Raw genomic sequence first — 20,933 nt, forward strand, 5'->3', positions numbered from 1 at the left:
CTTCCAGCTTTGGCGCAAAAAAAAGGCCCGCAGCAACTTGCTGCGGGCCTTTTTTATCGTGTCATGGAATTTTCGCTATCCGCAGAAGCAGTAGGTTACTTGCCCACTTCTTCGTAGTCCACGTCGGTTACGTTGTCGTGGCCGGCGCCTTGCTGGCCGTTTCCGCCGGGCTGACCAGCACCGCCGAAGGGGTTGCCACCTTCCGCGCCGGGCTGACCCTCGGGGCCGCTCTGAGCATACATTTCCTGCGAAGCAGCCTGCCAGGCGGTGTTGATGGCGGCCATAGCCGTATCAATGGCACCCAGATCTTTGCTTTCGTGGGCTTTCTTGAGGTCGGCCAGCGCCGTTTCCACGGCCGTTTTGTTGCCGCCGCTCAGCTTGTCGCCGTATTCGGTCAGCTGCTTTTCGGTCTGGAAGATCATCGAGTCGGCTGCGTTTAGCTTCGAGATGCGCTCCACTTCGGCTTTATCGGCCTCGGCGTTGGCAGCAGCCTCCTGGCGCATGCGCTCAATGTCAGCATCCGACAGGCCCGAGGAAGCCTCGATGCGGATTTTCTGTTCCTTGCCAGTGCCTTTGTCCTTGGCCGTTACGTGCAGGATACCGTTGGCATCAATGTCGAAGATTACTTCGATCTGCGGAACGCCGCGGGGTGCGGGCGGGATGGAATCGAGGTGGAACTTACCGATGGTGCGGTTCTGCGCGGCCATCGGACGCTCGCCCTGCAATACGTGGATTTCCACGGAAGGCTGGTTGTCGGAGGCGGTCGAGAAGGTTTCCGATTTCTTGGTTGGGATGGTAGTGTTGGCTTCGATGAGCTTGGTCATCACGCCGCCCATCGTCTCAATGCCGAGGCTCAGCGGGGTCACGTCGAGCAGCAGCACGTCCTTCACCTCACCGGTCAGTACCCCGCCCTGAATGGCAGCGCCCACGGCTACTACTTCGTCGGGGTTTACACCCTTGGAAGGCTTGCGGCCGAAGAACTTCTCTACTTCTTCCTGAATGCGCGGAATGCGGGTCGAGCCACCTACCAGAATCACGTCGTTGATATCGGAAGTGCTCAGGCCGGCGTCCTGCAGGGCTTTTTTCACGGGTTCCATCGAACGACGGATCAGCGAATCGGCCAACTGCTCGAACTTGGCGCGGCTCAATTTCACCACTAGGTGCTTGGGTCCCGAAGCAGTAGCCGTCACGTACGGCAGGTTGATTTCGGTTTCCGTCGACGAGGACAGCTCTACTTTGGCTTTCTCAGCGGCTTCTTTCAGGCGCTGCAGAGCCATAGCGTCCTTGCGCAGGTCGAGGCCTTCGTTCTCGCTGGCGAAGGTTTCAGCCAAGAAGTTGATGATTACCTGGTCGAAGTCGTCGCCCCCGAGGTGGGTGTCACCGTTGGTGCTCAGTACTTCGAACACGCCGTTGTCCAGTTCCAGAATCGAAATATCGAACGTACCACCGCCGAGGTCATACACGGCCACTTTGTGGTTCGAGTGGTCTTTGTCGAGGCCGTAGGCCAGGGCAGCGGCGGTAGGCTCGTTGATGATGCGCTTCACATCGAGGCCGGCAATGGCACCGGCTTCTTTGGTGGCTTGGCGCTGAGCGTCGTTGAAGTAAGCGGGCACCGTAATAACGGCTTCGGTTACGGGCTGGCCGAGGTAATCTTCGGCGGTCTGCTTCATCTTCTGCAGAACCATGGCCGAAATCTCCTGGGGCGTGTACTGCCGGTCACCGATTTTCACGCCAACCGTGTTGTTAGAGCCGCTGCCAAGAGCGTAGGACACGTTTTTGGCTTCTTCGGAAACCTCCGAGAAGTTACGGCCCATGAAACGCTTGATCGACTGAATGGTGTTGTGCGGGTTGGTAATGGCCTGACGCTTAGCCGGGTCACCTACCTTCCGCTCGCCTTTACCATTGTCGAGGAACGCGACAATCGAAGGAGTCGTGCGGCGGCCTTCGCTGTTCGGAATTACCACCGGCTCGTTGCCTTCCATTACAGCCACGCAGGAGTTGGTGGTGCCGAGGTCAATACCAATTATTTTTCCCATTGTAAGGAGTATCGTTAGGGTGTTGAAATGTCAGATGCAGTGCCCGCGAAACAGGCACGCCGAGGGAATTACAAGACGCGTACCAGCCCGGCAAAAGCCGTTTTTTCGTGACAGATTGTCATTTTTGGCCGGTTCGCGCACCCAACTTCCGCCGGTCTGGCTTCTACGGGAAAACCCACCCCAGGATTTCCTGCCAGCGGGGCAGAGGCGAAGGACAAAGGCTGCGGCAGATTCAATGTAGGTTGCAGGTAGTCTACTCTGATAACTTCTGAACATGCCTATGGATACGCCTTCACCAGAGACTATTGAGCAACGGATCAGAAATCTGTTAGGATGGTAGCTCATTATAGAGAAGGCGAGATGCCGGGCGTAGTTGAAATCATGTACATGTGGCCGGATTTAGTCTTACATCCTCTACAATCCGAGCTGCATTACCAATTCCGCAAACCTGTTTACACGTTGTCCGAGAGGATGGCATTAGAGACGGTTGACAAAATGTGGGAGAACTTCTGCAATGCTACTCCTGAGGAAATAGAGGACATAAGTGAAGCGGAGGCATTAGCTACTCCAGAGTGGTTTGCACTTGTCGCTGCATCAAAAAACGCTTTAGAAGTCATGTCTAAGCGTGGCAAGCTACCAGAGGACTGACGCGCACTTTATAAGCGGAAAGCCCCTGCACCGGTCGGGCAGAGGCTCTTTAATAGCAGAAAAAATCTACTCCACCGGCAGCGTCTCCGGTGCCGACTCATACAGCCGCGCCTTGCCTGGCAACGTTTTCTCCCGCTCCTTACCCAACGCCGCTGATGGCTCGGGGACCCAGTGGTGCCGGCCGCCGGCGCGCTCATCGTTGAAGGTGACGGGAATATCGTCGGCGGCGGTGCGCTCTTTCCAGGTCTGGTGCTGGGTGCCGTCATCGCGGCGCTCCATGGTGATGCACTGCTCCACGGGACACACCAAGGAACACAGGTTACAGCCTACGCAGTTCTCGTCGATGATTTTCGGGATGCGCGTGTTGGGCTGCAGCCGGATGGCCTGATGAGCCCCATCTTCGCAGGCCGTGTAGCACAACTGGCAGCCGATACACTTGTCGGGGTTGATGCTGGCAGTGACTTTATACTTGAGATTGAGGTCTTCCCAGTGCTTTACGTTAGGCAGGGCGCGGCCTACCATTTCGTCAATGGTATGGAAGCCTTTTTCCGTCATGTACTGCTCTAGGCCGCTGGTCATTTCCCGGATGATGCCGAAGCCGTAGTGCATGGCCGCCGTGCACACCTGCACCGAGCTGGCCCCGAGCAGAATGTGCTCTACCGCGTCGCGCCAGGTTTCGATGCCGCCGATGCCGGAAATGGGCAACTGCACATCGGGGTGTTGAGCGCAGTTTTTTACCATGTTCAGGGCAATGGGCTTTACGGCCGGGCCGCAGTAGCCGCCGTTGCTGCCTTTGCCATCCACAATGGGGTAGGGGGCAAACAGGTCCAGATCCACGCCCACAATGCTCTGGATGGTGTTGATGAGCGAAATGGCGTTGGCACCCCCACGCCGCGCGGCCAGGGCCGGCTCAGTAATGTCCGAGATATTGGGCGTGAGTTTCACGATAACCGGAATGCGCGCCACTTCCATCACCCACTCCACAATGGTTTGCAGCACTGCCGGTTCCTGGCCCACCGCCGAGCCCATGCCCCGCTCGCACATACCGTGGGGACAGCCGAAGTTCAGCTCAATGCCATCGGAGCCGGCGTTGGTCACGTCGCGCACGATGTCGTGCCACTCCTGGCGGCTTTGTACCATGAGGGAAGCAATGACGGCGTGATTCGGGAACCGTTTTTTCACCTCCTCAATCTCGCGCAGATTGTCAGCCAGCGGACGGTCTGAAATCAGCTCGATGTTGTTGAAGCCCATCATGCGCTTATCCCGGTAGTTCACGCTGCCGTAGCGGCTCGATACGTTTACCACGGGTACGCCCAGCGTCTTCCACACGGCCCCGCCCCAGCCGGCGTCAAAGGCCTTCATCACCTGGTACCCCGAGTTGGTAGGTGGCGCCGAAGCCAGCCAGAACGGATTGGGCGACTTAATTCCGGCGAAGTTGATGGAGAGGTCAGGCATGGAGGAGGGGCGTTTCTGGTTGACTGTCATTAATTAGAATGTCATTCCGAGTGCAGCGGATCGGAGGAATCTCGCGTGCTGAGGTTGCAGTGGTAACTAAACGCCAGCACGTCATGGGTAAAGAACGTTATTTCGAGCCTGCGAGGAATTTCGCGTGCTGACGTCAAGATGTTAACCCTGACATCAGTCAAGCCAGGTTCCTCTTCTCATCGGAATGGCAGTTACCACCACAACGTCAGCACGCGAGATTTCTCGGCTGCGGCTCCACACACTTGCTTGATGCGCCACATGCTTGGAATGACGTTCTGATAGCACGGAATGATGTGCTGGTATCTTGAAGCGACGTTCTTACTTCATCAAAAACTGGTGAATGCCGTGGGCGGCGGCTTTACCATCGGCGGCGGCGTTTACCACTTCGGCGCCCCCGTTGGCCGCGTCGCCGGCGGCGAAGTAGCGTGGGTTGGTGGTTTGGCCAGTGTTGGGGGCGAATAGGATGCGGCCTTTGCCATCCACTTGCAGCTCCGGAATGAGGTGGAGGAAGCTGGTTTGCTTGGCCTGGCCGGTAGCTTTTATCACCATGTCGCAAGGCTCCACGAACTCCGAGCCGGGAACGGGTTGCACCTGCCCGTTGCGCGTGGCGGTGCGCACGAATTTCACGCCCTCCACCTTGCCGTTGCCCACAATTTCCAGCGGAGCCACGTTGAACAGGCCCTGTACGCCCACGCCTTTGGCCAGGTCGTACTCAAACGCATACGCGCCCATTTCCTCCTTGCCGCGCCGGTAGGCCAGCACCACCCGCTCCGCGCCCAGCCGTGCCGATTCGGAGGCCGCGTCCATAGCGGTGTTGCCGCCGCCCAGCACAATTACCCGTCGGCCCACGGTGGTGTGCTGCTGCTGAATGCGGAGCTTCTCGATGAACTCCACCGCGCCCACGCAGTTTTCCCGCTCCTCGCCTGGCAAGCCTAGAACCGACGTATGCCCGAGCCCGATGCCCAGGAAGATGGCGGCGTACTCGCTTTCCAGCTTTTCCAAGTCGGCGCGGGAGCTGATGGGGTGGTTGTAGTGCACCCGAAACCCGAACTGCGCTTCCAGGTACGCCATTTCGGCCAGGGTTTCCTCGTTGGTGATTTTATAGGGCGCCACGCCGTACAGCGTCAGGCCGGAGGGCTGACTGCGGGCCTCAAACACCTCCACTTCGTGGCCCAGCTTGCGCAGCTCGCAGGCGCAGGAAATACCCGCCGGTCCGGCCCCAATCACCGCCACCCGAAACCCGGTAGCCGCGCCTGGCTGGAACAGTGCCTTGCCCTGATCCATCACCTTGCGGGTGGCGTGGCTCTGCAGCCGCCCGATTTCAATGGGCTTGGCCCCCGTGGCCGTGTACACGCAGGACCCCTCGCAGAGTACTTCCGTGGGGCACACCTTGCCGCAGGCATTACCGAAGTAATTGGCCTCGTAAATGGTGCGGGCTGCGCCGGTGGCATTGCCGGAGTTGATCTGGCGGATGAACAGTGGAATATCAATACCTGACGGGCAGGCCTTGATGCAGGGCGCATCAAAGCAGAACAGGCAGCGGGAGCTTTCCAGCAGGGCCTCCGAGTTGCTCATCAGCGGCTTGAGCTGCGCGAAATTCCCAGCAAATTCCTGCTCAGTAGTAGGGGTAGCGTATTCGGCCATAAGGTTGATGGGAAGGCAATACGTTTTAGCACGTCATTCCGAGCTTGCCGAGGAATCTCAGAATGACGTGCTGAGTAGGTTCCTCTGTTATTTTACAGCTCCACCAGCTTCTCGTAGGTTTCGGGGCGCCGGTCGCGGAAGAACTGCCAGGTATTGCGCACTTCCTCAATCATATCCAAGTCAAATTCAGTGATGAGCAGCTCGTCGTTTTCCTCCGAGGCCTGGGCCAGAATCTGGCCGCGCGGGTCCACGAAGTAGCTGGTACCGTAGAATTTGCCCAGGTTCCAGGGTTTTTCCTCACCTACACGGTTGATGCAGCCCATGAAGTAGCCGTTGGCCGCCGCGTGGGCCGGCTGCTCCAGCTTCCAGAGGTACTGCGAGAGGCCCGCCACGGTAGCCGAAGGATTATACACGATTTCCGCCCCGTTCAGGCCCAGCACGCGGGCCCCATCGGGGAAGTGCCGGTCGTAACAGATGTACACGCCTACTTTAGCGTATTTGGTCTGGAACACGGGGTAGCCCAGGTTGCCGGGCTTGAAGAAGAACTTCTCCCAGAACCCCGAAGTGTGCGGAATATGATTCTTGCGGTACTTGCCCAGGTAGGTGCCGTCGGCATCAATAACGGCGGCAGTGTTGTACAAGAAGCCCGCCGACTCCCGTTCGTACACGGGCACAATCATCACCATGTTATACTTCCGGGCATACTCGGCCATGCGCTCCGTGGTGGGGCCGGGCACCGATTCGGCGGAAGCGTACCAGGCCTTGTCCTGACCCGGACAGAAGTAGGGTGTGTTGAAGATTTCCTGCAGACACAGAATCTGCACGCCCTGGCGGCCGGCTTCCTCAATCAGCGGCAGGTGCTTCTGTACCATGGCTTCCTTGATTTCCTCGATGCTGCCTTCACCTTCTGTCAGCGGCAGACTCATCTGAATCAGGCCGGATTTAATTATTCTGGGCATGTTGTTCGGGGTTGTTTTTGGATAGGATTTCTCGCTGACGTCAGAACTTTACCGGTCCACGCCGGATAAACTGCCCATAGCCGCGCTCAACCTTGGTTTCGCCAGCGTCCACGGCCACCTGGCCGCGCAGCAGTACGGTGGTGATTTTACCGGTCAGCTCGCGGCCTTCGTAGGCCGAGTAGTCGACGTTCATGTGGTGGGTTTCGGCCGAAATGGTGTGCTTCTTTTTGGGGTCGAATAGCACCAGATCCGCGTCTGCCCCGATGCTGATGGTGCCTTTGCGCGGAAACATGCCGAAGATTTTGGCCGCGTTGGTGCTGGTCACTTCCACGAACTTCTGTGGGCTGATGCGGCCCTGCATCACGCCTTCCGAAAACAGCAGCTCCATGCGGTGCTCAATGGCCGGGTGCCCGTTTGGAATCCGGGAGAAGTCGTCGGCCCCTAGTTGTTTCTGCTCCAACATAAACGGGCAATGGTCGGTGCCTACTACCTGTACCAGGCCTTGGTTGATGCCGGCCCAAAGCGTATCCTGGTCTTTTTTCTCCCGTAACGGCGGCGACATCACCCACTTGGCCCCCTCAAAATCATCCCGGTACACTGAAGCGTCGAGGAGCAGATACTGAATGCAGGTTTCCACCAGCACGCGCTGGTTTCGCTCGGTGGCGCGGCGTACCTGGTTGAGCGCGCCCTCGCAGGTGAGGTGCACGATGTAGGCATGCACGCCCGTGTAGTTGGCAATATCACAGAAGCGGCCGGAAGCTTCGGCTTCGGTTACTTCGGGCTGGGAGAGGTAGTGGTAGCGGGGCGTGAGCTTGCCAGCGGCGCGGTGCTGGGCAATGAGCGTGTCAATCAGGTCGCCGTTGGTGGCGTGAGCCGTCACCAGGCCGCCGTGCTTCTTCACCTCCTGCATCAGGCCCACCATCTGCGCGTCGTCAATCATAAGCGCGCCCTTGTAGGCCATGAAGGTTTTAAAGGACGTAATGCCCTCAACCACCATATCCTTGATTTCCTCCTTGGTGCTCGGGTTGAAATCCGTGACGGCCATGTGGAAGGAGTAGTCGCCCACCGCTGTACCGGTGGCCCGGCCTTGCCATTCGGTAAGCGCCTCCCGCAGGCTGTGGCCCTGCTTCTGCAACACAAAGTCAATAACCGTAGTGGTGCCGCCGTGCAGGGCGGCGCGGGTGCCGGTTTCGTGCGTGTCGGAGCTGAAGGTACCCATGAATGGCATATCCAGGTGTACATGCGGATCGATGCCGCCGGGCATTACCAGCTTGCCGGTAGCATCAATGGTTTCATCGGCCTGCACCGACAGATTTTTGCCGATGGCCACAATGATTTCGCCCTCCACCAGAATGTCGCACACGCTGTCGGAGTCAGCAGTTATTACCCGGCCGTTTTTTACCAGTAGAGTCGCCATCAAAACGTTTGATTATTAGTGTATTGCAAGGAAAAAAGATACGAATTGCCGGGCAAAAACCGCGTTGCAAAAGCAAAAAGAATAGCTGAACTCGCCTGCTGACGAGCCGGAAAACCAGGCAGAAAATAGGAGCAACGCCTAGTAGGTGTGGGCGTCGGCTATGCGCAGGGCTTCGCTGATGATGGCCAGACCTTCATCCAGCTCGTCGCGGGTGATGTTGAGGGGTGGGGCAATGAAAATGTAGTTCCAGCGCACAAAAGTGTACATGCCCAGCTCCCGGATTTTGGCCGCCACCTGGTTCATAACTTCCATTTGTGAGGGAGCGGCGTTCCAGGGGGCCATGGGCTCTCTGGTGTCCCGGTTCTTCACCAGCTCCAGGCAGCCGAAAAGGCCTGTATTGCGCCAGTCGCCGATGCTGGGGTGCTCACCCATCAGGTCGCAGATGCGGGCATCCAGGTAGCGGCCCAGCTCCCGCACATTCTCCAGCATGTTTTCTTCCTCGTAGATATCGAGCACGGCCACGGCGGCGGCGCAGGATACGGGGTGAGCCGAGTAGGTGAGACCCAGCGGTAACGGCCGCTCATCGAAGTAGTGGGCAATCTGCTCATCCACCATCACTGCGCCCAGGGGCAGGTAGCCGGCCGTGATGCCCTTGGCCATGCACATTAGATCCACTTTCACGCCGTGGTGGTCGGAGCCGAACCACTTGCCAGTGCGCCCGAAGCCCGACATTACTTCGTCGGCAATGAGCAGAATGCCGTGTTTGTCGCAGATTTCGCGCACCCGCTGCCAGTAGCTGGGCGGATACTTAATGCAGCCTGAGGTGCCCGATTCTCCCTCTAGGATAACGGCCGCCACGCTGCCTGGATTCTCGTAGCCGATGATGCGTTCCATGGCGGCGGCAGCTCGCTCGGCGCATTCCTCGGGCGTGCTGCTATACCAGGGGCAACGGTAGAAATAGGGGTTTTCAACGTGCACCGTGCCAGGCATAGCCTGCGAGTCGACGGCGAATTTGCGCGGGTCGCCGCCCACGCTGATGGCCCCGTACGACGCGCCGTGAAACGACTGGTACAGCGACACAATCTTGTGGCGGCCGGTGTACACGCGGGCCAGCTTCACGGCATTTTCAATGGCCTCGGCCCCGCCCAGAGTGAAAAAGGCTTTGGTGAGATTGGGCGCGGTGATGTCGGCCAGGCGGCGGCCCAAGTCGCCGCGGGCCTTGGTAATCATGCCGGGGTACACGTAGCTCAGCTCCCGCATTTGGGCGGCCACGGCCTCGGTTACCTTCTGGTTGCCGTGGCCGATGTTCACGTTCATCAGCTGCGAGGAAAAGTCGATGTAGCGCTTGCCGTCCCGGTCCCAGAGGTACACGCCTTCGGCCCGTCCCGCGCTAATTGGGTTCAGCCCCGCCTGCTTCGACCACGAAAACAGCGTGTGGTCGAGGTTGTCCTGCAGAATCTGCTGCTTATCTGTGTCGAAGGTGGTTTCCATAGGGCATGAGGGCGTGGCTAGATTGAGAGTGCTTCCGGAAAAATATGGCTAAATATTCTCAGGGTAATGGGTGCTGAATGTGACTTCTTGTACGCCTAGTTTACTGCACAGCCGGTTGAAGGCTTCCTCCGTCAATGGCCCGTAAACCGGCTGATTTTGGGAGTCGCTTTTCGTTCATTTGATAAGATAGTAGTGCGTTATTGACTCCAGAACTTCACTGTCGAATTCACCGGCTACTGGGTGCTGTTTTGCAAATAGGTATTCTGAATTATAGCCTACGGCAGCCACATAAGCCGGTACTATTTCTTCTGTATTATAAAGGGCACGGTGTGCATGCAAGTCTATCCAAGTAACATCATAGTTATCTACAACATGGTCAGTGCCGTTATCGAACAGGCCAAAGCAACCCGATGAAAGTAAGCAGACCGTAGCAAAAATGCTGGTGTGCCAACGCGTACTATTCATCCTAGCTCATCCAGTTGGTGCGCGACTCGGGGTTCCACTTGGTGGTTACTTTCTTCATCTGGGTCCAGAATTCGATGGAGCTTTTGCCGGTGATGTCGCAGGCCCCGAATTTCGACTCGTTCCAGCCGCCGAAGGAGAATGGCTCCCGGGGCACGGGCACGCCGATATTTACGCCAATCATGCCGGCCGAGGCGTTTTCCATCACGTAGCGGGCCAGACCGCCGCTTTGAGTAAACACAGCGGCGGCGTTACCATAATTGGAGGCGTTTTCAATGCATAGCGCCTCCTCCAGCGTGTTGGTGCGCATAATGGCCAGTACCGGCCCGAAGACTTCCTCACTGGCAATAGCCATATCGGGCGTCACGTAGTCGATGACGGTGGGGCCCACGTAGTAGCCGTTTTCGTGGCCTGCTACGGTGGGGTTGCGGCCATCCAGCAATACGGTGGCGCCGGCCTGCTCGGCTTCGGTGATGTAGCGTTCAATCCGCTCCTTGGCCTGCCGGCTTATAACGGAGCCCAGGTTCTGGCCGGGCACAATCTTGCGGGCTTCTTCCACCAGCTTGCTGATGATGTGGTCTACGGAGCCCACGGCCACCATAGCTGAGCCCGCCATGCACCGCTGCCCCGCGCACCCCGACATGGAGGCGGCCACGTTGGAAGCCGTCATATCCGCGTGGGCATCGGGCAACACCAGCAGGTGATTTTTAGCGCCGCCAAGGGCCACGCACCGCTTCAGGTTGGCGGTGGCCCGGCGGTACACCACCTGGGCAATGCGCGTGGAGCCCACAAACGACACGGCCTGAATAGCGGGATGATCGCAGATGGCTTCCACGATTTCCCTGTCGCCATTCACCACATTGAGCACGCCGTCGGGGAGGCCGGCTTCTTTCAGCAGCTCCGCGATGCGCATAGCACTCAGCGGCACTAATTCCGAAGGCTTTAGGATCATGCAATTGCCTAACACAAGAGCGTTCGGGATGGTCCAGTGCGGCACCATGTTGGGGAAGTTGAACGGGGCAATAGAGGCCACCACGCCCAACGGCCGCTTCTCGATGCGGCATTCTACGCCTTTGCTGACTTCCATTACCTCGCCCGCAACCAGCTGCGGCAGGGAGCAGGCAAATTCGGTTAGCTCAATAGCTTTTTCCACTTCCGCCCGGGCCTCATCCAGCGTCTTGCCGTTTTCCTGGTGCACCAGCTCCGATAGCTCGGCCATGTGCCGCTCCAGCAGGGCTTTGTAGCGGTAAAATACCTGTACCCGCTCCTTAATCGGCGTGGCCGACCAGGCCGGGAATGCCGCTGTGGCCGCCTGGACGGCCGTATCCAGTGCCACCGCGCCCGAAAGTGGCATTTCGGCCAGCACCTCACCCGTCAGGGGGCTCTCCACCGAGAGAGTGTTGGCAGTTTCGGTATCGACAAACTGACCGGCGACGTAGTTGCGGACAACCGGGTATTTTACAGTTTCTGCCTCCATGTTACGGAATTGTTAAGTGTCCGCAAGTAATGGCTTTTTCCAGAACAACCTACGGACCACTGGAATTTTATACTCTTCCAAAAGAAATATACCACTTTATAAGCAGCTGAAAAATAGGCTGCACATAGCGGAGTAGTTTGATAACATACTACGCTGCGCTAAGCAAGCCCGAGCACCCCAACACCACCGACTGGTTGATCGACAAGCTTTAATGCCTGTTGGGGCTGGGCGGAATAGTGCTATTGCAGGTTGGTGGTGCGCGGTAGGAAATTTCGGATGGTTTGTTCCCACAAGGCTCTGTGCCGTCGCCAGTACGGCTCGTGGCCGGAGCGTGCGAAATCCTGCCGCCGTTTAGAGCCGGCCAGGGCCGCGAAAATGGCATCGGTTTCGGCGCGGGTGACGCGTGGGTCAGCCTCACCCCACAGCAGCAGGGTGGGCGTGGTGACGTGGGCGGCATAGCGGGTAGCGTCGAGGTCGAAGGCCCAGAAGTCGTTTTCTATACCGCCCCAGAATACCAGCAGGTTGGCCATCGGGAAGGAAGGCACGTGCATGGAGCGGAAGCGGCTCTGCGCGGTTTCCAGCATGGAGCCGTATGGACATTCCAGCACGTTAGCCGTTGGCCGGACGCCCAACTCGGCCTCGGCCCGCAACGTAGCCACGGCCCCCATGGAGTTGGCGTACACGAACACCGGGCCGCCCCGGCGCTGCAGCCAGCGCACTACCGTGGCTACGTCAGCCGCTTCGTGGTGGCCTACGGTGCACACATTGCCCGCGGAGCCGCCGTTGCCGGCAAAATCGGTGAGCAGTATGCTGTAGCCGAGGCGACGGAAATGCGCGGCTTCCGTCAGGAGCTTGCCTTTAGAGCTGGTGTAGCCATGAAACAGTGCTACCGTGCCGCGCGGGTGCGCTAACGGCCCGTACCAGCACTCCAGACGGCCGTTAGGGCTGTGCAGGTGTAGCGTGGCGTACGGAAACGCGGGCCGCTGCCGGTTGACGGGCTTGGGGTTTTCGATGCCGGTGAGCAGCACCCACAGCTTTTGCCCGGGCGTCAGCTGCTCGGGGTTATCGGTATGCGTCCCGGCCTCCGTGGTGAAATGCGTGAAGCGCCAGGCATGGAAGGCGGCTACCACGTTCAGGCCCGCAAACACCACGGCCGCCAGCACGAGGGTGCGGCGGCCGTAGCGGAAGAGTGGTTGGCTACGCATTAGCCGCGCCCGGGGCGTTTGCCACCCGTCGGGCCGGATTTGCGGCCAGGGCTGCTTGGGCGCCCACCCGGCGCGGCCGGGCCCCGCCCGGCCGGCTTGGCTCCGGGCTTGCGACCCGCGCCACCCGTTGCCGCGGGCCGGCCGCCGCTTTTGCCACCGGCCGGCTTGGGCGTGAAGAAGCCCGTGCCCGCCGTGCGGCCCGCGCCCCGGCTGCCGGCGGCGCGTTTGGTGCCTTCGGGGGCGGGTTTGGCGGAGTTGCTGCGGTTGAAGCCGCCCGTGGGAGCCGGTTTGGCGTTGGCTGGCCGGATGCCGCCGGGCCAGTACTCGGAGCCTTTATTGGGCGTTTTGAAGGTGCCGGCGGCGGCCGTTTGGGCGGCCATGTCCTCGGTGAGGGCGGCTACTTCCTTTTCCGTCAGCTCGCGCCACTGGCCGGGCTGGAGGTCGGCCACTTGCAGGTCGGCCAGCTGCACGCGCACCAGGCGCAAGGTGGGGAAGCCCACGGCCGCCGTCATCTTGCGCACCTGCCGGTTCATGCCCTGCGAAATCCGGATCTGGACCCAACTGGTGGGAATGGCGGCCCGGAAACGCACTGGCTTGCTCCGTTCCCAGAGTTGGGGCGCGTCGGGCAGCAGTTCCACCTCAGCGGGGCTGGTGAAACCGGTTTTCAGGTCCACACCGCGCCGCAGGTTTTCCAGGGCCTCCTCGGTGGGTACGCCTTCTACCTGCACCCAGTAGGTTTTCGGCACTTTGAAGCGGGGCTCCGACAGGCGGTGCTGGAGCTGTTTGTCATCGGTGAGCAGCACCAGGCCTTCGGAGTCGTAATCGAGGCGGCCGACGGGGTAGATGTTTGGAACATCCACGAAATCCTTAAGGGTTTGCCGGCCGGTTTCGTCGGTAAACTGGGTGAGGACTTCGTAGGGTTTGTTGAGCAGAACGTAGCGCATGCGAATCATGAGCGTTGCCGCCCAGCAAAAAAGTAGACGGCAAAGGTACGGTTACTTTGGCAGCCGTTTCAGCCGGATGCTTTCAGCAATGAGCATGCGCACTACGCCGTTGGGGCGCACCACGTATTCGCCGCTGTCCACCACCTTCACGCCGTTGCGCATTTCGTCCCGGTAATCGTGGTACACCAGTGTGCCGATGCGCACCGAATCGGCAGGGGTAGGGGCGGGCGGTGCGGGCTGCCCGTTGATGCGGGCCAGTTGGGCCAGGTACAGCAGCGAGTCGCGGCGGGTGTAGGGCTGGTAGCGGAACTTGCCGGGGAAGTAGTTTTTGGGGTCTGACACCCGGTCGCGCACAAAATCCTGCACCGCCAGCTCCCGCAGCTTCTCCGGTGATTTGGCGCAGCCTAGCAGCAATAGCGTGGCAGTAAGCAGGGGAAAGGAAAAACGCTTCATGGAAGTAAAAGCAAGATGAAATCTGGTTGTTGAGGCCGCTCAGAAAGCAGCAAAAGTATGCTGGCAGCTAAGCTGCACGAGTCGGGTAAGGAGCCAGGGAAACGACAGGCAGAGCGGAATCAGAGCGTGTCTATCATGCTTCGGCTCCGCTCAGCATGACGTTCTTTTTTAATTCATCAGCGCCACACTTGGCAACGTCAGCATGCAAGATTCCTCGCTGCACTCGGAATGACATTTTGTTGTTCGGCTTTACGCCTACACGCCGCCGGAGTACTTGCGGGTGGCCCATTCCACTGTCATCAGCCCCAGCAGCAGGAAAAACAGCCATTTCAGGTTAATAAGGTCTTTCAGATCTTCCTGCTCATAGATGATGGGCTTGTAGTTGGCCTGCTGAATGTCCCGGGCCAGCTGCTCCAGCTGCTGCGGGAAGTACAGCCGCTGCCCGTTGCGGCGCGCCATTTGGAACAGCAGGTTGTGGTCGGCGCGCGACTGGGTGGCTTCCAGCTGCAGCTCCTGCACCAGCACTTCGCCCTGATCCTGCTGGGGCTGGCCGCCCAGGGTGGCGCGGGCCACGTAGCGGTAGAGGCCGGCCGGCAGCGGCCCCAGGTGCAACGGCGCGCCATCCTCGGTGGTGGTATAGGTGAAGGTGCGAGGTTTCTGCTGCTGGTCGGTGAGTGTGAGGGTGAGGGGCTGGCCGTAGGTACGCTCGAAGATGGCGTTGTAGGTTTCGGCCCCGAAGGTCACGTCGTCCTGGGCGTTGAAGGCGTCCTGGGTCGGGTACACGTCAAGGCGCTTGCGGTTGGCGTTCTGGGTGAGCAGCTGCAGGGTCCGCAGCACCAGCCGGTCGTAGGCTTCGGGCCGGTCGTCGTGCTCCACGGCTTCCTGCAGGCGCCACTGCCAGCTGCCTTCGGTGAGCAGCGTGGCCTGCCGCCGGGCGGGCGTGCCCCCGAAGACCAGCAGCGGCTTCTGCGTTTTCAGGCGGCCCACCTGCTGCCACAGCGCGGCTTCGGCCCCGCCGCTGAGGCGCGCCTCCCCGAAGGGTACCGGCGCGGGCGGATAGGCCAGAAACCGCCGCAGCGCATCTTCCTCAAACGAAAACCGGGTGAAAACGGGGTTGGGCACGGGCGTCACGTCGTCGGTCTGGCTGCCCCGGGGCGTCACGGTGAGGCCGGTGCCGAGGGCGTTGTAAGCCCCGAAGTTGGTTTGCGCGCCCAGCACGTACAGCACCGGTACGCGGCGGGCCTGCACCTGGGCCAGCACCTCGGCCCCCATGCCGCCCGCGGCCGGCAGCTGGTGCAGAATGGCCACATCGAAATCCTGACGTTGAAGCGGACTGATGCCGGGCAGGTAGGTGGTGAGGTCAAAGTTACCATTCTGCAGGATGGCAGCGCGCAGGGCTTTCAGGTCGGGGTGCGGAGCCGCGCCGGCCAGCAGCACCCGCAGCTTGCCCTTCACCACGTCGAGGTAAGCGAATTTGCGGTTGTTGAGCAGGGTAAACTCACCCGGGAGCTTGTCTACCGTCACTTCGTAGCGCCGCTTGCCGGGGGCTGGGGCCGTGAGCAGAAAGGTGGTTTTCACCCGGCGCTGACCAGCCGGCAGGCGCACCTGTCGGGTTTGCAGCACCCGGCCGTTTTCGCGCACCTGCACCGTGGCCGTGCTGCCCGCGTACCCATCGTACCCAATTTCAGCCTCAATGGGGAACTGATTGCCGCTGAAGGCCACGCGGTTGTAGGCCAGGGCCGGCAGGCTCACGTCCTTCTTCGGGATGGTGTCGCCCACGCCCACGGCATAAAGCGGGAAGCGGTAATCGGTGAACTGCGGGGCGCGGCCTTGGTTTACCAGCCCGTCGGAGAGCAGCACCACACCCGCCAGGTTGCGGCCCTCGTAGCCTTCCCCGATGCTGCTGAGCAGCCCGTCGAGGTCGGTGGCCGCGGCCCGGAACTGCACCGAGTCGGGCCGCGGGGCTGGGCCCGACGTGAGGGCACGGGTTTCCACCTCGAAGCCCTGGCCGCGCAGGGTTGCGGCTAGCTTCGTGAGGCCCTGAGTGGCCTGGCTGAGCACCGCAGGCGGCGTAAACAGCCCCACCGACTGCGAGTTGTCCACAGCCAGCACGATGGTGGGTTTGCGGGTGGTAGTGGTGGTGGTTTTGAGGAAGGGCGACAGGAGCAGAAAGCACAGGAAGCTCACCACCGCGAAGCGCACGGCCGCCAGCGCGTAGTTCACGCTCCGGCTCCACGGAGCTTTGGCCGAGTACAGCAGGGCCGCGTAGCCCAGCCCTACCAGCAGGCATAGCGCAATAAACCAGGGAGAAGCAGATAACAGCAAAAGCCGACAGAAATCAGTGTGAACCTAAAAACCCCAAATCCGCGCCCATAGTTGCGCCGCGCGCCGGGGCCGGGTAGCGAAGGTAGTAGGTTGCGGGAGGAGGGTGGTTGGGTTTAGAATTATATGTAAGCTTTGTAGATAAACCTATTTATCGTTTCGTCATGAGCACTGCACTAAAAATTCTGATCGGATTCAGCGTGAGTATAGTTATCATATTCGCTGCATGCGTGGGCTATGTTTTTATGATTGCCGACACATTGGGAGGAGCCGATAAGAATCACACTCGTCAGGAGCTGGTAAGCAGCTACGCAAAGTATCGACAGGCCATACAAGGTGTTATTCGTCATTATTCGACTATGGTGCCAGCTGGTAAGCAGGTCGAAGTGGAGTTTGAGTACGGTGATATCCAGCGGATAGTGGTGCAGGAAGGGCCTAAGCAAAACCCCACATATAGTTTGGCTTGGGCCAGCACCTCCAAACTTCAACTCGACAGCTTGGTCGTCAGTCTAGGTTGGAGCGAGGCCGCAATTCAACAGCTTCAGGAAAAGCTGGAGGCTGCTGATTGTATTGCTATTCAGAATGGTGAGCCAGCCGTTTTGGGCTTCAAGAGAAGCGGTATGGGCATGTATTCGTTCAATGTTTTCAGCAAGCCAATTTCGAACAGCCTTCGGGAACAATACGCACGCGGTTGCACGCATATTATCCAGTCCGATGAATTAGTGCTGGAATATGGTGGAGGTGCCATTGGCCCTCAGTGTTTTCCGGCTAACTACTGATCAACTTCCATTTCCGCGCACAGCCGCGCAATTTCCAGCTCCTCGTTGGTGGGCACCACCAGTACCCGCACGCGGCTGCCGGCTGCTGATAAGTCGCGGATACCAGGGGCGCGGCGGGCGTTTTCAGTATCATCGAGCTGGATGCCTAGGAAGTCCAGGTTGGCGCACACCAGCTGGCGCACCAGCGCGTCGTTTTCGCCCACGCCACCCGTAAAGACGATGGCTTCGGCGCCGTTGAGGGCGGCCAGGAAGGCGCCGAGGTACTTCTTGATGCGGTAGGCGTAGAGGTCGTAGGCGAGGCGGGCGCGCGGGTCGCCTTCGTTAAGTTGGCGCGTGATGTCGCGCATGTCGCTGTGGCCGGTGAGGCCGAGCATGCCGCTTTCCTTGTTGAGCAGGTTCTTCACGTCGTCGAGCGAGTAGCCCAGCTGCTCGACCAAGTGGAAAATGATGGCTTGGTCGGTGTCGCCGGCGCGGGTGCCCATCACCAGCCCGTTCATGGGGCCGAAGCCCATGCTGGTATCCACGGCGCGGCCGGCCACGGTGGCGGTCATGCTGCAGCCGTTGCCCAGGTGCACCGTAATCACGCGAGCGTCGGGTTGGCCCAGGTAGCGTAGGGTTTCCTGGCTTACGAACTGATGACTGGTGCCGTGGAAGCCGTAGGCGCGCAGCCCGTGCTTGGTGTACAGCTCCTCGGGCAGCGCGAAGCGGTAGGCGTGGGGCGGCAGCGTGCTATGAAACGCCGTGTCGAACACTGCCACTTGCCGGGCCTGCGGAAACAGCTGCTCGGCCACCTCCATACCCAGCAGATTGGCCGGGTTGTGCAGCGGGGCCAGCGGAAACAGCTCCCGGATGCGGGCCTTCACCTCGGCCGTCACCAGCGTCGGCTCCCGGAATTCCTCACCGCCGTGCACGGCACGGTGGCCCACCAGCTGCACGTCGGCGGGGTCGGGCAGCACACCGGTTTCGGGGTCGGTGAGCAGGCGCATGGCCTGCTCCAGGCCGGTGCGGTGGTCGGGGATGGGCAGGGTGTGGCGCACGGTGTGCTCCTGGCCGTCGGGCAGCAGGGTGGTGTGCGTGAGCTGGCCCTCGGGCAGGCCGATGCGCTCCACCAGCCCGCGGGCCAGCGGCTGCTCCTGCGGCCAGCGAAACAGTTGGTACTTCAGCGAGCTGCTGCCGGAGTTGATGACGAAGATGTGCATGGGGAGTGACAGGGGGGAATCGGAGCTGCAGAACACAGGACTGTCGTACTTCGGTAAGCTCAGCGAAGTGGTCTGGTTAACCTAAGTTGTGGAAAACAAGGATTAAAGCTAAAAAACTAGTTCCCCTCCTTGGAAAGGAGGGGTTAGGGGTGGTTGACCTTGCGTTAGAACAGTTTTTAGAACTAGCTATATAATTCGTTCTACCAGCATCAACCACCCCTAACCCCTCCTTTCCAAGGAGGGGAACTAGCTTCTAGCCCTAAATCTAGTGTGCCGCCGACTCCTTCTTGGCGGGCATCAGCTTCTTCACCAGTCGTACTATCTGGTCAACCACGAAGCCAACCACCAGACCGCCCAGGCCGCAGGCCACTACTTTAGCCAGCCAGGCCAGGGCCGGCGTGGAAGCCAGGGCCAGTTCCAGTTCGTGCAGCAGGTGCGCGGTGAACGGGATGCCGTGGGCAATGATTTCAAAGCCCACCCACAGCATGGCGGCGGTGCCCACGTAGCTCAGGATGCTGAGAAACTTCGGCATGAACTTCACGAGGCCGCGGCCGAAGCTCTTGGTGGCCGCGCTGTTGTCGCCCTCGGCCAGGTGCAGGCCGATGTCGTCGGCCTTTACAATCAACCCCACGAAGCCGTACACGGCCACCGTGATAAACACCGCCACGGCCAGCATCACTACAATTTGGTTCACGATGGGCTGGTCGGTTACCTGGCTGTAGGCAATGGCCATGATTTCGGCCGACAGAATGATGTCGGTGCGGACGGCACCGGCCACGCGCTGCTGCTCCAGCTCCTCCGGCGTAATGGTTTCCAGCTGCTCGGTTTCCGCGTGGGCCTCGGGGTGCTTGCTGAACAGGGAATGCACCTTTTCGTAGCCTTCATAGCACAGATAGGCCCCGCCTAGCATCAGAATAGGCGTGATGGCCCAGGGCGCAAAGTAGCCCAGCACCAGCGCCGCCGGCGTCAGAATCAACAGCTTGTTGAACAGCGACTTTTTGGCAATCTGGTAGATGATAGACAGCTCCCGGCTGGGGTCGAGGCCGACCACATACTTGGGGGTCACGGCCGTATCGTCAATCACGATGCCCGACACCTTGCCGGTAGTTTTGGCTACCTGCGCCGGCACATCGTCCAAGCTGGCGGCACTGACTTTCACTAAAGCCGAAATATCATCTAGTAAGGCAAAAAGTCCGGAGGCCATGTAGGTTGGTTGGGTGAAAAAAGCAGTGTTGCAAGTGTGCAGCCGGCCCGGGTTATCGGGCAGCAGGCTGCTGCAAAGGTATCCGGAGCAGCTGTACGTTGGCTACAGGCCCAGAGCCGAAGCTCAATAGGCCAGCCGGTACGTTACGGCTGTGCAGGTATGCCGTGCTACTACGGTTTTGCTGCAAAAAAGACGTGGGGCGCACCTGCTTATCTCCTCGATAGCCTCGGGTTGTAAGGAATAGGTTTCGTCAATAAGGACAACGTCAGTGCTATTGCCGAAAGACTATTGCGTCCAGAACGTATATTGCCGAAACTCAACCCCCCTCCCTCGCGACCTTTGGCAATAAGGATGTATGTAGCAATTTGCTGATATCTTAAAAGTAAAACCAAAATGATAAATCTTCAAACTGCATTACTTACACTTGTTTTCTGTAACGTTACTGCAATTGCCATTGGGCAAGAAACCAGTATTAAAATTCCGACTGATGATGACAAGTATTCAAAATATGTCAAACAGCTTGAGGGGAGTAATATTAATATCGATTATACAGACTTCAGAAATAGCTTTTTAGACAGCAAGCAGTTTAGTCGCAAGGGGAAAAATTACGACACCCTTAAGAAGCAAGTGTATGCTGAAACAAAGAACAAGAACTACCAGGCAGTTGTAAGCCTAACGCAAGAAATGCTGAGTATTGACTATACAAGTATGTTTGCGCACAAGTATTTACAACAGACTTATAAAATACTGGGCGATACCGTAAACCAGAAAAAGTATCACGATATAGAATTTGGTCTATTGTATTCCATCACAAGAAGCGGAGACGGCAAAACTTGTGAAACTGGGTGGCATGTCACACAGATAGAGGAAGAATATTTTATTCTCAACATGATAGGCGCTCAACTGCAAACACAAAGCACAAGCAGCGGAGGTAAAAATGCTTGTGACAAAATGGTTGTTAAGACTGAAGGCGGTGAAATCAAAACTTACTACTTTGAAGCGAACAAGGTATTTGAACAAGAGCGGAAACTCTTAGAAAAATGAACTGTCACCAACAAAGTATTGCTAAAAGCAAGGTTGAAGTAATGCTATCAAGCAGACGAACAAGGTGTAAAAAATAATTTTTCTCAACTTCAGTATCTGCCTTCTGCAATACACGTTCCGTTAGCTCCAAAATCAGAGGCCCCGCTGCTTCACTTGAAGCAACG

15 protein-coding genes are annotated in these 20,933 nt (G+C 58.9%); 2 read left to right on the plus strand and 13 right to left on the minus strand.

Annotated features, from left to right (window positions below; translation table 11 throughout):
• Positions 1-95: 95 nt before the first annotated feature.
• From dnaK to HSW_RS06705, 11 genes are all read right to left on the minus strand, one after another.
• The gene (gene dnaK / locus HSW_RS06650; protein WP_044001309.1) at positions 96-2,036 is read right to left on the minus strand and encodes a molecular chaperone DnaK; all 1,941 of its coding nucleotides are present in this window, start codon (positions 2,034-2,036) and stop codon (positions 96-98) included.
• A gap of 714 nt (positions 2,037-2,750) precedes the next feature.
• Complete coding sequence (preA, locus tag HSW_RS06660) at positions 2,751-4,139, minus strand: NAD-dependent dihydropyrimidine dehydrogenase subunit PreA (RefSeq protein WP_081768572.1); 1,389 nt, start codon at positions 4,137-4,139, stop codon at positions 2,751-2,753.
• Between the two features lie 348 nt (positions 4,140-4,487).
• The gene (locus HSW_RS06665; protein WP_044001311.1) at positions 4,488-5,813 is read right to left on the minus strand and encodes an FAD-dependent oxidoreductase; all 1,326 of its coding nucleotides are present in this window, start codon (positions 5,811-5,813) and stop codon (positions 4,488-4,490) included.
• A 92-nt stretch (positions 5,814-5,905) separates the two neighbouring features.
• Positions 5,906-6,772 carry a nitrilase-related carbon-nitrogen hydrolase gene (locus HSW_RS06670; protein ID WP_231501363.1) on the minus strand — a complete coding sequence of 289 codons (867 nt, stop codon included), beginning with the start codon at positions 6,770-6,772 and terminating at the stop codon, positions 5,906-5,908.
• A gap of 40 nt (positions 6,773-6,812) precedes the next feature.
• Positions 6,813-8,189, minus strand: coding sequence for a dihydropyrimidinase (hydA, locus tag HSW_RS06675; protein WP_044001313.1), 1,377 nt, complete (start codon positions 8,187-8,189; stop codon positions 6,813-6,815).
• 138 nt (positions 8,190-8,327) lie between these two features.
• The gene (locus HSW_RS06680; RefSeq protein ID WP_044001314.1) at positions 8,328-9,680 is read right to left on the minus strand and encodes an aminotransferase class III-fold pyridoxal phosphate-dependent enzyme; all 1,353 of its coding nucleotides are present in this window, start codon (positions 9,678-9,680) and stop codon (positions 8,328-8,330) included.
• Positions 9,681-10,146: 466 nt separating this feature from the next.
• Positions 10,147-11,619: a CoA-acylating methylmalonate-semialdehyde dehydrogenase gene (locus tag HSW_RS06685; RefSeq protein ID WP_044001315.1), complete on the minus strand. Its 1,473-nt coding sequence runs from the start codon at positions 11,617-11,619 to the stop codon at positions 10,147-10,149.
• A 239-nt stretch (positions 11,620-11,858) separates the two neighbouring features.
• Complete coding sequence (locus HSW_RS06690) at positions 11,859-12,824, minus strand: alpha/beta hydrolase (RefSeq protein WP_044001316.1); 966 nt, start codon at positions 12,822-12,824, stop codon at positions 11,859-11,861.
• Positions 12,824-13,768, minus strand: a complete 945-nt coding sequence (locus HSW_RS23745; protein WP_081768573.1) for a pseudouridine synthase — start codon at positions 13,766-13,768, stop codon at positions 12,824-12,826. Before HSW_RS23745 ends, HSW_RS06690 begins: the two co-directional genes overlap by 1 nt.
• A 51-nt stretch (positions 13,769-13,819) precedes the next feature.
• Positions 13,820-14,221, minus strand: a complete 402-nt coding sequence (locus HSW_RS06700) for a hypothetical protein (protein WP_044001317.1) — start codon at positions 14,219-14,221, stop codon at positions 13,820-13,822.
• A gap of 255 nt (positions 14,222-14,476) precedes the next feature.
• Entirely contained in the window at positions 14,477-16,546 is a 2,070-nt protein-coding gene (locus HSW_RS06705; RefSeq protein WP_044001318.1) for a hypothetical protein, read from the minus strand.
• A 161-nt stretch (positions 16,547-16,707) separates the two neighbouring features.
• Between HSW_RS06705 and HSW_RS06710 the strand changes: the two genes are divergently transcribed.
• A complete protein-coding gene (locus tag HSW_RS06710; RefSeq protein ID WP_044001319.1) occupies positions 16,708-17,322 on the plus strand; it encodes a hypothetical protein in 615 nt (204 codons plus the stop codon).
• Here HSW_RS06710 and HSW_RS06715 read toward each other — a convergent pair.
• Both HSW_RS06715 and HSW_RS06720 read right to left on the minus strand, forming a co-directional pair.
• A complete protein-coding gene (locus HSW_RS06715) occupies positions 17,316-18,521 on the minus strand; it encodes an acetate/propionate family kinase (RefSeq protein ID WP_044001320.1) in 1,206 nt (401 codons plus the stop codon). The two genes, HSW_RS06710 and HSW_RS06715, sit on opposite strands and share 7 nt — an antisense overlap.
• A 265-nt stretch (positions 18,522-18,786) precedes the next feature.
• Positions 18,787-19,725, minus strand: coding sequence for a DUF808 domain-containing protein (locus tag HSW_RS06720; protein WP_044001321.1), 939 nt, complete (start codon positions 19,723-19,725; stop codon positions 18,787-18,789).
• Positions 19,726-20,118: 393 nt separating this feature from the next.
• Here HSW_RS06720 and HSW_RS06725 point away from each other — a divergent pair, with 393 nt between their 5' ends.
• Entirely contained in the window at positions 20,119-20,769 is a 651-nt protein-coding gene (locus HSW_RS06725; RefSeq protein ID WP_044001322.1) for a DUF4919 domain-containing protein, read from the plus strand.
• Positions 20,770-20,933: the final 164 nt, after the last annotated feature.

The sequence above is a fragment of the Hymenobacter swuensis DY53 genome, assembly GCF_000576555.1.
GTDB lineage: Bacteria > Bacteroidota > Bacteroidia > Cytophagales > Hymenobacteraceae > Hymenobacter > Hymenobacter swuensis.